Source organism: Butyricimonas sp. BSD2780061689_150309_C8 (genome assembly GCF_015560935.1).
Classification (GTDB): Bacteria; Bacteroidota; Bacteroidia; order Bacteroidales; family Marinifilaceae; genus Butyricimonas; species Butyricimonas paravirosa.
Window position 1 is genome coordinate 1 of record NZ_JADMSV010000044.1, and the last position, 13,473, is coordinate 13,473.

A 13,473-nucleotide genomic window follows, 5' to 3' on the forward strand; every position below is an offset into this window, starting at 1 on the left:
TCTCTACTTAATTCTAATATTTTTTTGATGGGTCAATTTAGAGTATAATAGTGGGTCAAGTGACTTTATATTTTCCACTTACGTTCTCCCTCAGTCTTTTGTAAAGTTCTACGGCTGCCATCGCAAGTTTGCGCTTAGCAGGTGTCATTTGTGAAACTACATCGGAAAAAGACGAAACATTAGGATAGCCGAAAAGGTCTTCCGCTGCCTTTTGGCTGAAATCGTTCTTTTTTGTCAGCATATAAACAAGCTCTTCATTTTCCATCACTCGGAAATCTTCGTTTACTTCAAATTGTGTCTTCATACCTCATATTATTTTAAAAGTGTTCTACCTAAGAAAAAACCTCCCAAAACAGAAGCTCCGAAAGCCTCCAAAGCGCACGCAAAACGGGCATAGGAGAAACCTCTTGTTATCACATCGTCAAAAATCAGCACTTGCGCACCCTTGAAAAATGCTTCCTCAAAATTGATTATCTGTGCATTTCTGACGGTCTTGGTGCCTTTGTACTCGTGTACCGCCAACCGTTCACCCTCTACGCTTATATGGTCAAAAGCGTTTATCGTGCCAGCCAGTCGGCACACTTCATCGGAAAAGTCCTTGTACCGTTTCACGTTCTTTTCGCTGCTCGATGCCGGAACGCAACAGAATACTATTTTTTCGGTCATGCTGCCGAAAGTTTCCCTTATCTTCCGTGCCACGAGTTCAGCCACTTGCAGACTGCGTTTGCCGTCCTTGAAATCCCAAATAAGTTTGCGTATCTGCCACTCTCTTGGGTTCGCTTCGTACTTCATCGGCAAATAGTCAAAAAAGGAAAACATCAGCTTTTGCCACTGCTTCCTGTACTTCGGGTTCGTGTTCATTGCTGCCATACTTCTGATAGTTAAGGTTTATACTCGCTTACATCGCCTGTCGCCCCAATCAAATTTTTTTCCCTTTGCTGATTGAGAACATTGGATTTTATTGACAGCGGAAAGAGTGAATTGCAAGCCTGAGAAAATGGTAAATACTACCTGAAAGGTGGAGATTTGGCATTTTTTGCAGGCTTGTTTTCACTCCCGCCTACCTTTGCCAATGTTTCAATCAGTTAAGGGAAAATACCATACCGCTCTCCCTGCCCGAAGGGTAGGGGTTATGCGTTAGGGATTGCAGAGAAAAGCCCACAGCGAAGCGAGGACTTGCAGCGGAAAGCCCGACCTGAAGGGAAACGCCCTAACAGAAAATCAAGAATTTCTAATCTTTTTGATAAGTAATAGATAATAAATAGCTACCTTTGAAGATGATACTGAAAGAAGAATAATAAATATGAAAGAAAATTGGCTTGAAATATATGATATTCTTAGTTACTGCATCAACAATGGAGTAATGGAATCAACCTACCAAAGAGAGATAGAGAATTGCTTTAAGATACTTGGCTGGAGAAAGACAAACAGCACTTTGCAGTCACAAGTGACCATACCTATAGGAAGTAATAATTTCATCAGACCTGATATAGTATTGCAGAAAGAAAATGATAACGGCAATATCGTACCTGTAATAGCAGTAGAGATAAAAAGACCGGACAACATAAGGAGTGAAAGACAGGAACTGCAACTGTTTTCATATATGAGACAACTCCGTCTGAACTTCGGATTATATATAGGAGAAAAAATACAGTTATATTATGATGCCCAGGACAACAAAGAAAATCCAATAGCAAACCCCATACCTGTAATGACTGTAAACATAAAAGATACAGATAATAACGGAGAGGTATTCTGTGATCTGTTCGCATACGAGCAATGCAATACAGAAAAGATAGAAAACTATTGTAAGGAGGCACTAAAGAGGAAACAGGAATACACCAGGCTTAAAGAAAGAATGAGTGACTTTATGCAGGAAGCAGAAGAAAATGTGAAAGAACTGATAAAAAATATGCTGCTATCAGAAGGTTTCACTGAAGAAAGAATAGATAAAGAACTCACGAAAATTGATATACAGGTGAATATCAAAACTAGTGAAATAAAAACTAGACAAGCTATTCAAAACCCGGTATCTGTAATAGAAGAACATAAACCTGAGAGTAACAGTTCACAAACAAGAGATACGACTCGATTCTCCTTTGATGGTGGAGCAAAATACTATAACAAAAGAAAGTTTGTACTGGAGATAATAAAGGACTATATCCAGAAACATCCGGGAATAACATTTAATGAAATGGAAAAGGTATTCTATCCGGAAATTCATAGTAGAAGCAGAGGTGTTATCAAGAGATATGAGGAAGTACAGCAAATGATAAAGAAATCAGAAGATATAAAGAAGAGATATTTCCTCGATGCTGGAGAAATAATAACTTTATCAGATGGCACAAAAATAGTGGTAAATAATCAATGGGGCACCAGATTCCCATATTTTCTGAATGCCATAAAAGATATTTATACAGTAATAAGTAACAGTGAATATAAAGTATAAAACAGCATAATAAATAAAAATATAAGAAATGACTAAAGCAGAACTCGTAAATACCATTGTATTGGAAACAGGTATCAACAAAAAGGATGTGTTGGCAATCGTGGAAAGCCTGATGGCAGAGGTAAAGAACGCTTTGGAGAGGGAAGAACCCGTTTATCTGAGAGGCTTCGGCAGCTTTATCATCAAGCACCGTGCAGAGAAAACAGCACGAAACATCACTAAAAATACAACTCTGATAGTTCCGGCACACAATATTCCGGCTTTCAAGCCAGCAAAGGAATTTATAAAAGAGGTAAGCAAAATGAATATGTAACTATATAGATTATATTGATATGAGAAAAGAACATGAACTTGCCGAATGTATAAAGTGGGGCTGGGTATATCATCATACAGGAATACCAACTACAGAAAAGAAAGAGGGAGAAGTATATATACCTCTTTTGAAGTTTTATGTGTCAGGATTTCCGACCAGTCCTTTCGGAATAGAATGGATGCGTTTTGAAGAAGATTGCCAGATGCATCCACTCATACAGAAAGTGCCTCATATTGCATTTGAGGTTCAGGATATAGAAAAGGAAATCAGGGAAAGGAAGCTGACTGTACTTACACCTGTAAACTCTCCGGCAGACGGAATATGGGTTGCGATGATAGAGCACAACGGTGCCCCTATTGAACTGATTCAATTTGAGAAAGGTAAATAGCTCTTACTATAAGCTGGTATAGGACAATGCTCCTTGAAATATAAAAATACCAAGCTATAATAATTTTATCACAATGTTTAAGATAATAGATAGAAACAACTGGAAAAGGAATCCTTATTTTGACCATTATTTTGATAAGATTCCATGTACATACAGTATAACGGTCAATATTGATATTTCAAGAGTTATCAGATTTAAGACAGAACAGAATACTAAACTCTATCCTCTTCTTGTTTATGCCTTATCAAAAGCGGTAAATTGTTATGATGAGTTCAGAACAGACATAAACGAGAATGGGGAAGTAGGAGTATGGGAGACACTACACCCATGTTACACTGTTTTCCATAAAGAGAGTGAAACCTTTTCCAATATATGGACGGAATGGGATAAAGATCTGAATACCTTTTTATCCAATTATAACCGGGATATAGAACTCTACGGGAATAATACCGCTATAGATGCCAAACCTCAAGCTCCTAAGAATGTTTTTCCAATATCCTCATTGCCTTGGACTACGTTCACAGGATTTAATCTTAATATAAAGCCCGATACCGGATACTTATTGCCGATTTTTACGTTCGGAAAATATTTCAAGCAAGAAGATAAATTCTATATTCCGTTATCCATACAAGTACATCATGCGGTATGTGACGGATTTCATGTATCAAGGCTTGTCAATACAATACAAAAAATATGTACGGAAATATAAATACGAAGCCTCCGGCGGGGTAACTTGCCGGGGGCTTCGTGCATCTGCATATTTTGTGCAGGGTTAAATTGTTGCGTATTTGTCAAGCTCTTTGATTCGTTTTACTATAAGATCAAAACGTTTTTTAGTCAATGGGGTAAGCGTTTCGGGGTTCATACCGTCAAAGTCCTCTCCGTAAATCAGACTATCCACACCTATACCGTGATTATAATTCTCACGAATACAGTTGCGCAGCGTCCAGAGGTTCTGAAGGTTTACCCAGTCGGCTGTGCGGTTCTTGATTCTTCGGAACAGTATAATGGCAGAACGCATATAGTGTCCTACATGGTCGTAATCGTGTAAGACACGTTCACCTAAATAATAGATGTCAATGTCTTTGTTTTCTTCGTCCTCGACCACTTGGCAAAGGAAGAAAGGGATATTCTTCAGATTATTCCACTCGATGTAACTGGCAGATTTCATAATATCATTGATTTTGTAACATAATCAAAAGTTACGGGCAAGCATAGGGGCTATACTCTCCATCTTTTCAATCTCGTCTCTATGGCAGAAATTGCAGCAGAAAAAGATTATTCCGGCTGCAATATCATGATGTCTGCTTTTTATTCGTTCTTCGTCATTTGCAGCCATATTGGAACATCTGTCATTCAGATAGCGGTTAATCGTATCTTTCAGAACTTCTGAAGGCTCTGTTTCTTCGCTTCGTGCAAACTGCACCATCTGTATAACGGCATCTGCACCTGATTTATGAAGTTTATGCTGCTTAAAGTAGTCATAAACAAGTTTTTCGGAAAATTCTAATTTATCAGCCATAATGTATTTTTTATTAATTCATTTTCTATTGGGTTTTATCTGTTCTTCGTTCAGATAGTTGTATATGGTCTGCTTAGACCTGATGCCAGTTATTTCCATTATCTGAGCAATGGAGGAACCAGCCTTGTAAAGCTGAAGGACAGCTTCCTTTTTAGGCTTCTTCATTTTTACCCCCTCTTGTCTGCCTAACCTGACACCCCGTTTCTTGGCGGCTTCGATTCCGGCTTTGCACCCCTCCAGAATAAGATTGCGGTTATACTCTGCCAGTGATGCGAGGACTTGCATAGTAAACCTTCCGACAGCGGTGGAAGTATCAAGGTTATCCTGAAGGGAAACAAGTTTGATATTGTGGTTCTCCAGCCGGGCGCAAAGGTCGAGCATTTCCTTTACGGATCTGCCCAGTCGGTCAAGTCGGTAAATGACAAGCGTGTCACCTGAACGAAGGTAATCCAGACAGGCGGTCAGCCCCTCACGGTTGAACTCTTTGCCGGAAACCTTATCCGTAAAAATGCGGCTGCACCCTGCCTTATACAGTGCGTCTTCCTGAGAAGAAAGGTTCTGCTCTCTTGTGCTGACTCGTGCATATCCTATTTTTTCACTCATAAGTCCAAATTAAACTTTATTTTCCAAAGTTAAAGAATTTGGACTTAAAAAGCAAGAAAAAACGTCTTATTTATAATGAATAAGACATTTTTCTTGCAGTCCACATTAGACTATACTTTAATTTGGACTGAAGGAAATACCGCAACATAACCCAAAGAACCAGCCAACGGACATCAGGATTCAGAAAAAAGCAGAAACCTTGCATCAGGCTTAGAGTTACTTTTGTACGGAATGTTGGCGATACCCCTGTCAAGGGGGAGCCTAATACCCCGATTTGGCAAAAAAAACGACAGCGGTTTTACAAAATCGAGCCACAGCAAGCTGTTTTTTAGCACAGGAACAACCTCCAGAAACAGCACACAGAACAATTTACTAAAATTAGTAGATTAGTATATACTACTTTTAGTATTAAATAAATCCTGCAATCTTTTGAAATATCTTTCAGAAAGATTATCTTTGTGAAAGATATATTTTAAGAGATATGGAATTTAAAGACTTTATAGATAGAAAAGACTATCTGGAAAGGGTAAACAACGCCCTGCAAAGAGAAAAGCCGCAGTTCATCGTCATTTACGGACGCAGAAGAATAGGCAAGTCGAAACTTATCAGGGAAATCATGGACTGGAAGCGAAAAGACATTTATTTTTTAAGCGACCAGACCAATGAGGCAAACCAGCGTATGCTGTTTGCCAAAACAGCCACAATGGTCGGTATGGAAGACTTCGACAAGGTTACATATCCAGATTGGGAAACACTTTTGCGTGCCTTGAACCGTCAGGTTGCGGAAAACAGCACTGTCTGCCTTGACGAGTTTCCGTATCTGGTAAAAAGCTGCCCTTCTCTGCCATCCGTCATACAAAAGCTGCTCAACGAGAAATGCCTGAAGTTCAATCTTATCCTCTGCGGTTCTTCACAACAACTGATGCAGGGCTACATATTGGATAGGAAAGAACCTCTATACGGACTGGCAGATGAAATCATACGCCTCACACCTATACCCGTACAATATATAGGACAGGCACTTGGTTGTGATGCCCAAAAAGCAATAGAGGAATATGCGGTATGGGGTGGAATACCACGATATTGGGAATTGAGAGCCGACTACAAGGACAATGAAACGGCAATCGAAAAACTGCTGTTGGATAACAAGGGATTTTTAGCGGACGAACCAATACGCCTGTTAAGGGACGATATGCGTGATACCGTGCAAGCGTCCACCCTGCTTTCAATTATCGGCAACGGAGCAAACCGCCTCTCTGAAATAGCCGGACGGGTAGGTAAGGAAGCCACCCAGATAACAGAACCTTTAGGCAAACTGAGAGAGCTGGGATATATACGCCGGGAAGTGCCATTCGGCGAGGACGAGAAAAAAAGCAAAAAAGGGATATACCGTATCAACGACAGCCTGCTGGAGTTCAATTACAGGTTTGTCGCACCCTACAAATCCATTTTGGAACTGGAACGGACAGAAACCGTGCTATCCATCATAAAAACACAATTCTCCGGGTATGTAGGGGAGTGTTGGGAGCACCTTTGCCGCCAATATGTAAGCGGTAACATCATTGACGGCATAGTATATAATATGGCTTCACGGTGGTGGGGTAAGATCTTCACGGAAGAAAACAAGGAGGGTGCAATGGTGGAACTTGATGTGGTGGCTGAATCAATAGACAGAAAACATATCCTCATAGGTGAATGTAAATGGACTAACAAGGAAGATGCACAAAGGCTTGTAAATTCACTTGAAGCAAAGATAAAATATCTGCCATTTATCAAAAAAGGGCAAAGCGTTCACATTATGCTTTTCTTGAAAAACGAGCCACATAACAAGGACGCTGCACGGATTATATATCCGTCTGACATCGTAAAAACAGAATGAAGAACAACACTTTAAATTAAATACTAAAATTAGTAGATTAGTATATACTACTTTTAGTATTATTCATTATATTTGCAATAAAGAAACATCAGGAAATTAAAATACAAGGATTTATGACGAAAGCAAAGGTTTTATGTATTCTGAACCACAAGGGCGGTGTGGGCAAGACCACTACCACCATCAACTTGGGAGGGGCATTGCAGCAGAAAGGTTATAAGGTGCTGCTGATAGACCTTGACGGACAGGCGAACCTGACCGAATCAATGGGCTTGTCGGCCGAACTGCCACAGACTATTTACGGAGCGATGAAAGGCGAATATCCGCTGCCGATATACCAGCACAAGGACGGCATGAGCGTAGTGCCTTCATGTCTGGACTTGTCGGCGGTAGAAACGGAACTGATTAACGAGGCAGGGCGTGAGCTTATCCTTGCGCACCTTATCAAAGAGAGCAAGGATAAGTACGACTATATACTGATAGACTGCCCTCCGTCATTGTCATTGCTCACGTTAAATGCGCTGACCGCTTCGGATCAGCTTATCATTCCGGTACAGGCGCAATATCTCGCCATGCGAGGTATGGCCAAGCTGATGCAGGTTGTAAGTAAGGTACAGCAGCGTCTTAACTCAGACCTGAAGATTGCCGGGGTGCTGATTACCCAGTATGACGGAAGAAAGAACCTGAACAAGAGCGTTTCAGAACTGGTGCAGGAAACCTTTCAGGGAAAGGTCTTCAGCACACACATACGCAATGCCATTGCGCTTGCCGAAGCTCCGACACAAGGACAGGACATCTTTCACTATGCGCCCAAGTCAGCCGGAGCAGAAGATTACGAGAGTGTATGCAACGAGTTACTAATGGGAAAAATGAACTAAACTATGGCAAATAAGAAAGATTTGAAAAGCAGCATGGCCGCCGGGATAACAGGCGGTCTTGACAGTCTGATACAGCCGACCGCAGCAATTCAGGAGCCGGAACAGCCCAAAAAGGAGAAGGCGGTACACTGTAACTTTGTAATCAACCAGAGTATTCACACACGCCTGAAAACGCTGGCTATACGTAAGGGGGTAACTCTAAAAGATGTCATTCAGGAAGCGGCTCTGGAGTATTTGGATAAATACGAAGAATAACAACCAAAAGGCACATAAAGCAAGATACTATAAACAAGCAGATTGATAACGTGTTATATTATCAACAATATAAAGAACAAAAATATGGACGAAATGGAATTGATGATGCATCTGCATCGTAATAACAAGAGACAGGGACCGGGTAGTGAAGACGCTACAAATCTTGCAGTTACACTGGCTAAGATAGATAGGGAAAAGTCTTACAAGATAGCAGACATAGGTTGTGGTACAGGCGAACAGACTATCTCTTTGGCAAAAATGCTGAAAGGTAACATTATTGCAGTGGATTTGTTTGAGGAGTTTCTTGAAAAACTGAAAGAGGACAGCAAGAATGAAAATATCACGGCACATATTGAGACACTGGCTGCATCTATGGACAAGCTGCCTTTTGAAAAGGAGGAGTTCGATATTATCTGGTCGGAAGGGGCAGTTTACAATATCGGATTCAAGAACGGCATCAACTATTGGAAAGAGTTTCTCAAACCGGGAGGAATACTTGCAGTCTCTGAATTGTCATGGATAACAAACTGTCGCCCGAAAGAACTGGAAGACTTCTGGAACGGAGAGTATGCTGAAATGGACACAATAGCAGGAAAAATCAAAGCTCTGGAAGAAGCCGGATATAAGGTTCTCGGACACTTTATACTTCCTGATGACTGCTGGCTTGACAATTATTACAACCCCCTATTAGACAGCCACAAGGACTTTATGGAGAAGTTCGGCGACAATGAAGTTGCCAGAGTTATTGTTGAAAGAGATATACAGGAAGCAGACTTCTACAAGAAGTACAAGGATTATTACAGTTACGGTTTCTATATAGCACAGAAACTATAAAAAAAGCCTCCGGCGGGGTAACTCTCCGGGGGCTTCGTGCATCTGCACATTAAAAAATACATAAAATCTATATAAATAGGTTGGTTGATAAAAAATATATCGTATATTTGCGATATAAAAAATGAAAATATTATGGCATTCAGTAAAGCAGAAGAATTTGAGGAAAAAGATATTTTGGCAGCACGTTTTGCCAAGGCTCTGAGCCACCCGGCACGAATAGCAATCGTAAGATTGTTGGCTAACCACAATGCCTGTTGTTATTGTGGAGACTTGACAACGGAACTGCCAATCGCACAGTCTACCATATCACAGCATTTGAAGGTGCTGAAAGATGTAGGTCTGATAGACGGCGAGATAGCTCCACCTAAGGTTTGCTATCGTATTAACCGTGAAAACCTGCTTTTGGCAAAGAAACTGTTTTCAGAACTCTTATGATTTGATTAAGAGTTTTTTTATTGGCATAAGGTATCGTATTTTTACGATATAAAATTGGAAATATGGAACAGACATCGGCAAAAAGAGAAAAAAGAAAATCACTACTGAGAATAGCAATCCCTATCATACTATCATCCTGCCTTCAGATTTCATACGATATTACGGATATGTTCTGGGTCGGGAAATTGGGAAGCGGAGAAGTGGCGGCTGTCGGAACGGCCGGATTTTATATCAAATTGGGTTGGTCTTTGATAAGCGTGATAACCATCGGTACTATGGTATCGGTATCACACAGTATAGGGGCTGAAAAGAAGGACAGGATACAGCACTTCATATCGTGCGGAATACGCAGTACATTCGTGTTGGGGATATTCTATGCCCTGTTCGTCTTTATGCTGGCGGAGCCTCTTATATCACTTTTCAATATCGAAAGACCGGAAGTAAACACGATGGCTCAGAACTATCTGAGGATAAGCAGTATCACAGTTCTTATCATGTTTATGAACCTTTTGTTTACCGCCATTATAGACGCACACGGAAAGACACAATTCTCGTTCAGGGCGGTACTTTACGGGAATATCGTCAATATCATTCTTGACCCTCTGTTTATATTTTATTTCGGACTGGGAGTGGAAGGTGCGGCATGGGCTACGGCACTTTCACAGGGGTGTGCCATGATGTATGCGGTGTATCTTCTCAGACACAGGCTTGAACTCACCTTGAGTATAAAAGCAGTACCCCACAAGTTTCTCAGGAAAATACTTGGAATAGGTACAGCACCTGCCATGCAGCGTATTCTGTTCTCGCTTATCGGCATAGCCATCGGGCGTATCGTAAGTATATGGGGAACAGATGCAATAGCCGCACAGAAGCTGGGGCTTCAGATAGAGTCGCTCTCGTTTCTTCTTATGAACGGTCTGATGCAGGCAACCTCCATACTTATAGGGCAATATTATGGGGAAAGGAATACGGATATGATAAGGAAATGCTATCGTACAAGTATCAGGCTTGGATATTGTATCTCCATTCCTGCCACATTCATATTTTTAGCTTTCCCGGAAACCATACTGTCATTTTTCGTGAATGAGGCTGCCACCATAGAAATAGGTAGTGCCTATCTGCGTATAGTCGGCTTCTCACAGCTGTTTGCCACACTTGAAATACTTACTTCGGGAGCTTATACCGGACAGGGGCTTACCAAATATCCGGCAACCGTGAGCATCGTGTTCACCACAATGAGGATACCTCTTGCCCTTCTGCTTGGCAAAAGTCTGGGAATGGGAATAGAGGGTGTCTGGTGGAGCATATCGCTTACCAGCGTGATAAAGGGCATTGTACTTTATCTATTATATAGAAAAAGGGAAAAGGAACTTGAAAAATCAAACATACAATATAGCAGTATATGAATACACAGGATTTTTGCTTTATACTTAAACAGAACAGCCATCTGCTTAGAGAGGGGTGTTTCGGACTTGAAAAGGAAAATGTCAGGGTCAATCAGGACGGTACGCTTGCCCTGACTCCACACCCGGCAGTATTTGGCGACAAGGGGAAGCACCCTTATATAACCACCGACTTTTCAGAGAGTCAGGTGGAAATGATAACTCCGCCGCTGCCAAGTGTAGGAGAGGCTTTGGGATTTATGGAAACGCTGCACGATGTGGTGACGGAGAATATCGGCGATGAGCTTCTCTGGCCTCAGAGCCTTCCTCCTGTATTGAAGGAGAATCAGGAGATACCCATTGCACATTATTCGGGAGAGTTCAAGGACAAGGAGTATTACCGTCAGAAACTTGCCGGAACCTACGGAAAGGAAAGGCAGCTTATTTCGGGAATACACTTCAATTTCTCTTTCTCGGAAAAACTGATGGACGTTCTGCTGAAAAGCGGTGTGTGCGGCAGCTCTATGGAGGAGGTCAGGGAAACAGTATATTTCCGTGTGGTGAGGAACTTTCTCAAATACCGCTGGCTTTTTATCTGGCTGTACGGTGAATCTCCGCTTGCGGAAGAAACCCTGAATGTGATTTCGCTTAAAACGGGAGAAAAGCAGCCCATGAAGTGTGGGGTAAGCCTCAGTCTGAGGACAAGTCCGTTGGGGTATCGTAACCGTGAGGAATTCTTCATCGATTATTCCTCACTTGAAGCCTATAATATGTCTATTGACAAACTGATAAGGGAAAACCGTATTGACGGACCTCACGAGCTTTATCTTCCGGTTCGTATCAAGTTTCTGGAAAAGGATAATGGTTCTCCTTCCTACATTGAGGTACGAATTGTGGATCTTGACCCGTTTACAAAATCGGGGGTATGCGCAAGTGCCATTTATTTTTCTCACCTTCTGCTTGTCTATTCTCTGCTGAAGGAGGAGAACGGAAGTCTTACGGAGGAAGAACTGCAAAGGGCTACCTGTAATCAGGATATGGCTTCATGCTATGGAAGAGACGAAAAGAAGGAGTTGAAATGCTGCTCGACCACTGTACAGCAGAAAGCTACTTCTATTTTAGAAGATATGGAGAGGATTCTTTCAGAATATGGGGTGCTTGACAATGAAACCTACCGTCAGGAGATGCAGCACAATCTGTATCTTGTACAGAATCCTGAGAAGCGTATAGGCATGGTGCTGTATGAGAACATAAACAGGGTGGGGTTTGTACCGTTCCATCTGGAGAAGGCAAGACAGTATAGGGAAGCCACCATAAGCGGAGGTTACAGATTTCATGGACTGGAGGATATGGAAATGTCCACACAGCTTCTGCTGAAGGCTGCAATACTTAAAGGGGTAGGTTTTGAAATACTTGACCGTAAGGAAAACTTCATACGTCTGTTTGACGGTAAAAAGGAGGAATATGTGATGCAGGCAACCAAGACCTCTTTGGACTCATACGTGTCTGTATTGATGATGGAAAATAAGGTGGTAACGAAGAAGGTGCTGGAACGTGCCGGAATAAGCGTGCCGGGCGGTTATGAATACACGTCACCGGAGGCAGGTATGGCAGACTACCGTATGTATGCAGGGAAACCTGTGGTAATCAAGCCTAAGTCCACCAATTTCGGATTGGGTATAACCATACTGAAGCATAACTATGATGAAACGGACTTCAAGGCAGCCTTGCAGATAGCCTTTGAGCATGACAACACGGTGCTTATAGAGAAGTTCATACCGGGAAGGGAGTTCAGGATATTCATCATCAATGATGAAGTGGTAGGTATCCTTCACCGTGTTCCGGCAAACGTGACGGGTGACGGTGTTCTGAATATCGGACAACTGATAGACAGGAAGAATGAAGATCCGCTCAGAGGTAAAGGATATCGCACCCCTTTGGAGAAAATTAGAAAGGGGCGTGAGGAGGAAATGTTTCTGAAGCAGCAGGGAATGGATTTCAACACTGTACCCAAAGAGGGGGAAGTGGTCTATCTTCGTGAGAACTCCAATATCAGTACGGGAGGAGACAGCATAGATTTTACAGACGATATAGACGACTCGTACAAGGCTATTGCTGTGGAAGCTGCCAAAGCTCTGAACGTGAAGATTACCGGGCTGGATATGATGATACAGGATATTCATGCTCCTGCCACACCGGATAACTATGCGATCATTGAAATGAACTTCAATCCTGCCATACATATACACTGTTATCCGTTCAAGGGCAAGAACAGACACCTGAACCATAAGATGATCAGGGCTTTGGGATTTTAAAGACAGTGCAGACAATAAAAAGGATATAACCTATCCTTTTTATTATAGGTTAAACCAACGTATATTTACGATTTAAAATATATATAATCACATGGAACATATTACATACATCGGAGAAGTTGTTGAAAAGTTGACGGATCATTCGTTGGAAAATATAAAGTCACTTGACCCACTATTATAAAAATCACCTGACCCACCTTTATAACCGAAACTGACCCACTTA

At 41.6% G+C, this 13,473-nt stretch carries 16 protein-coding genes; 11 read left to right on the forward strand and 5 right to left on the reverse strand.

The features are described 5' to 3' along the window. Window positions 1-55: 55 nt before the first annotated feature. Both I2I33_RS19710 and I2I33_RS19715 read right to left on the reverse strand, forming a co-directional pair. A complete protein-coding gene (locus tag I2I33_RS19710) occupies window positions 56-304 on the reverse strand; it encodes a hypothetical protein (protein WP_195666880.1) in 249 nt (82 codons plus the stop codon). Window positions 305-312: 8 nt separating this feature from the next. Continuing rightward, window positions 313-870: a phosphoribosyltransferase gene (locus I2I33_RS19715; RefSeq protein ID WP_117682360.1), complete on the reverse strand. Its 558-nt coding sequence runs from the start codon at window positions 868-870 to the stop codon at window positions 313-315. Between the two features lie 433 nt (window positions 871-1,303). Between I2I33_RS19715 and I2I33_RS19720 the strand changes: the two genes are divergently transcribed. The 4 genes from I2I33_RS19720 to catA all read left to right on the forward strand — a co-directional run bounded on the left by I2I33_RS19720 (window position 1,304) and on the right by catA (window position 3,859). Then, window positions 1,304-2,449, forward strand: coding sequence for a type I restriction enzyme HsdR N-terminal domain-containing protein (locus tag I2I33_RS19720; protein ID WP_117682361.1), 1,146 nt, complete (start codon window positions 1,304-1,306; stop codon window positions 2,447-2,449). A gap of 28 nt (window positions 2,450-2,477) precedes the next feature. Beyond that, window positions 2,478-2,762, forward strand: a complete 285-nt coding sequence (locus tag I2I33_RS19725; RefSeq protein ID WP_117682362.1) for an HU family DNA-binding protein — start codon at window positions 2,478-2,480, stop codon at window positions 2,760-2,762. A 19-nt stretch (window positions 2,763-2,781) separates the two neighbouring features. Then, window positions 2,782-3,150 carry a VOC family protein gene (locus tag I2I33_RS19730; protein WP_117682363.1) on the forward strand — a complete coding sequence of 123 codons (369 nt, stop codon included), beginning with the start codon at window positions 2,782-2,784 and terminating at the stop codon, window positions 3,148-3,150. Between the two features lie 73 nt (window positions 3,151-3,223). Beyond that, on the forward strand, window positions 3,224-3,859 hold the full coding sequence (gene catA / locus I2I33_RS19735; RefSeq protein WP_006846395.1) for a type A chloramphenicol O-acetyltransferase: 636 nt from the start codon (window positions 3,224-3,226) through the stop codon (window positions 3,857-3,859). Between the two features lie 63 nt (window positions 3,860-3,922). Here the strand turns inward: catA and I2I33_RS19740 are convergent, their stop codons facing one another. Genes I2I33_RS19740 through I2I33_RS19750 form a run of 3 tightly spaced genes read right to left on the reverse strand, consistent with a single transcriptional unit; the run spans window position 3,923 to window position 5,275 of the window. Beyond that, window positions 3,923-4,321 (reverse strand): hypothetical protein, encoded by a 399-nt coding sequence (locus I2I33_RS19740; protein ID WP_006846396.1) that lies wholly within the window; start codon window positions 4,319-4,321, stop codon window positions 3,923-3,925. 24 nt (window positions 4,322-4,345) lie between these two features. Then, complete coding sequence (locus tag I2I33_RS19745; protein WP_117682364.1) at window positions 4,346-4,672, reverse strand: hypothetical protein; 327 nt, start codon at window positions 4,670-4,672, stop codon at window positions 4,346-4,348. A gap of 18 nt (window positions 4,673-4,690) precedes the next feature. Beyond that, entirely contained in the window at window positions 4,691-5,275 is a 585-nt protein-coding gene (locus I2I33_RS19750) for a recombinase family protein (RefSeq protein WP_117682365.1), read from the reverse strand. Between the two features lie 481 nt (window positions 5,276-5,756). Between I2I33_RS19750 and I2I33_RS19755 the strand changes: the two genes are divergently transcribed. From I2I33_RS19755 to gshAB, 7 genes are all read left to right on the forward strand, one after another. Beyond that, window positions 5,757-7,154 (forward strand): ATP-binding protein, encoded by a 1,398-nt coding sequence (locus I2I33_RS19755; protein ID WP_057256614.1) that lies wholly within the window; start codon window positions 5,757-5,759, stop codon window positions 7,152-7,154. Window positions 7,155-7,267: 113 nt separating this feature from the next. After that, window positions 7,268-8,029, forward strand: coding sequence for a ParA family protein (locus tag I2I33_RS19760; protein WP_057256615.1), 762 nt, complete (start codon window positions 7,268-7,270; stop codon window positions 8,027-8,029). Window positions 8,030-8,032: 3 nt separating this feature from the next. Further along, the gene (locus I2I33_RS19765) at window positions 8,033-8,284 is read left to right on the forward strand and encodes a plasmid partition protein ParG (protein ID WP_057256616.1); all 252 of its coding nucleotides are present in this window, start codon (window positions 8,033-8,035) and stop codon (window positions 8,282-8,284) included. Between the two features lie 84 nt (window positions 8,285-8,368). Next, complete coding sequence (locus tag I2I33_RS19770; RefSeq protein WP_057256617.1) at window positions 8,369-9,118, forward strand: class I SAM-dependent methyltransferase; 750 nt, start codon at window positions 8,369-8,371, stop codon at window positions 9,116-9,118. A gap of 132 nt (window positions 9,119-9,250) precedes the next feature. Continuing rightward, the gene (locus tag I2I33_RS19775; RefSeq protein ID WP_004326342.1) at window positions 9,251-9,553 is read left to right on the forward strand and encodes an ArsR/SmtB family transcription factor; all 303 of its coding nucleotides are present in this window, start codon (window positions 9,251-9,253) and stop codon (window positions 9,551-9,553) included. 62 nt (window positions 9,554-9,615) lie between these two features. Further along, window positions 9,616-10,959, forward strand: coding sequence for an MATE family efflux transporter (locus I2I33_RS19780; RefSeq protein WP_032528638.1), 1,344 nt, complete (start codon window positions 9,616-9,618; stop codon window positions 10,957-10,959). After that, a complete protein-coding gene (gshAB, locus tag I2I33_RS19785; protein WP_032528639.1) occupies window positions 10,956-13,250 on the forward strand; it encodes a bifunctional glutamate--cysteine ligase GshA/glutathione synthetase GshB in 2,295 nt (764 codons plus the stop codon). The genes I2I33_RS19780 and gshAB overlap by 4 nt, the downstream gene beginning before the upstream one ends. Window positions 13,251-13,473 lie beyond the last annotated feature (223 nt).

Coding starts and splice junctions, on each gene's coding strand:
- I2I33_RS19710 (WP_195666880.1), bottom strand. CDS start 304: ATGAAGACACAATTTGAAGTAAACGAAGATTTCCGAGTGATGGAAAAT.
- I2I33_RS19715 (WP_117682360.1), bottom strand. CDS start 870: ATGGCAGCAATGAACACGAACCCGAAGTACAGGAAGCAGTGGCAAAAG.
- I2I33_RS19720 (WP_117682361.1), top strand. CDS start 1,304: ATGAAAGAAAATTGGCTTGAAATATATGATATTCTTAGTTACTGCATC.
- I2I33_RS19725 (WP_117682362.1), top strand. CDS start 2,478: ATGACTAAAGCAGAACTCGTAAATACCATTGTATTGGAAACAGGTATC.
- I2I33_RS19730 (WP_117682363.1), top strand. CDS start 2,782: ATGAGAAAAGAACATGAACTTGCCGAATGTATAAAGTGGGGCTGGGTA.
- catA (WP_006846395.1), top strand. CDS start 3,224: ATGTTTAAGATAATAGATAGAAACAACTGGAAAAGGAATCCTTATTTT.
- I2I33_RS19740 (WP_006846396.1), bottom strand. CDS start 4,321: ATGAAATCTGCCAGTTACATCGAGTGGAATAATCTGAAGAATATCCCT.
- I2I33_RS19745 (WP_117682364.1), bottom strand. CDS start 4,672: ATGGCTGATAAATTAGAATTTTCCGAAAAACTTGTTTATGACTACTTT.
- I2I33_RS19750 (WP_117682365.1), bottom strand. CDS start 5,275: ATGAGTGAAAAAATAGGATATGCACGAGTCAGCACAAGAGAGCAGAAC.
- I2I33_RS19755 (WP_057256614.1), top strand. CDS start 5,757: ATGGAATTTAAAGACTTTATAGATAGAAAAGACTATCTGGAAAGGGTA.
- I2I33_RS19760 (WP_057256615.1), top strand. CDS start 7,268: ATGACGAAAGCAAAGGTTTTATGTATTCTGAACCACAAGGGCGGTGTG.
- I2I33_RS19765 (WP_057256616.1), top strand. CDS start 8,033: ATGGCAAATAAGAAAGATTTGAAAAGCAGCATGGCCGCCGGGATAACA.
- I2I33_RS19770 (WP_057256617.1), top strand. CDS start 8,369: ATGGACGAAATGGAATTGATGATGCATCTGCATCGTAATAACAAGAGA.
- I2I33_RS19775 (WP_004326342.1), top strand. CDS start 9,251: ATGGCATTCAGTAAAGCAGAAGAATTTGAGGAAAAAGATATTTTGGCA.
- I2I33_RS19780 (WP_032528638.1), top strand. CDS start 9,616: ATGGAACAGACATCGGCAAAAAGAGAAAAAAGAAAATCACTACTGAGA.
- gshAB (WP_032528639.1), top strand. CDS start 10,956: ATGAATACACAGGATTTTTGCTTTATACTTAAACAGAACAGCCATCTG.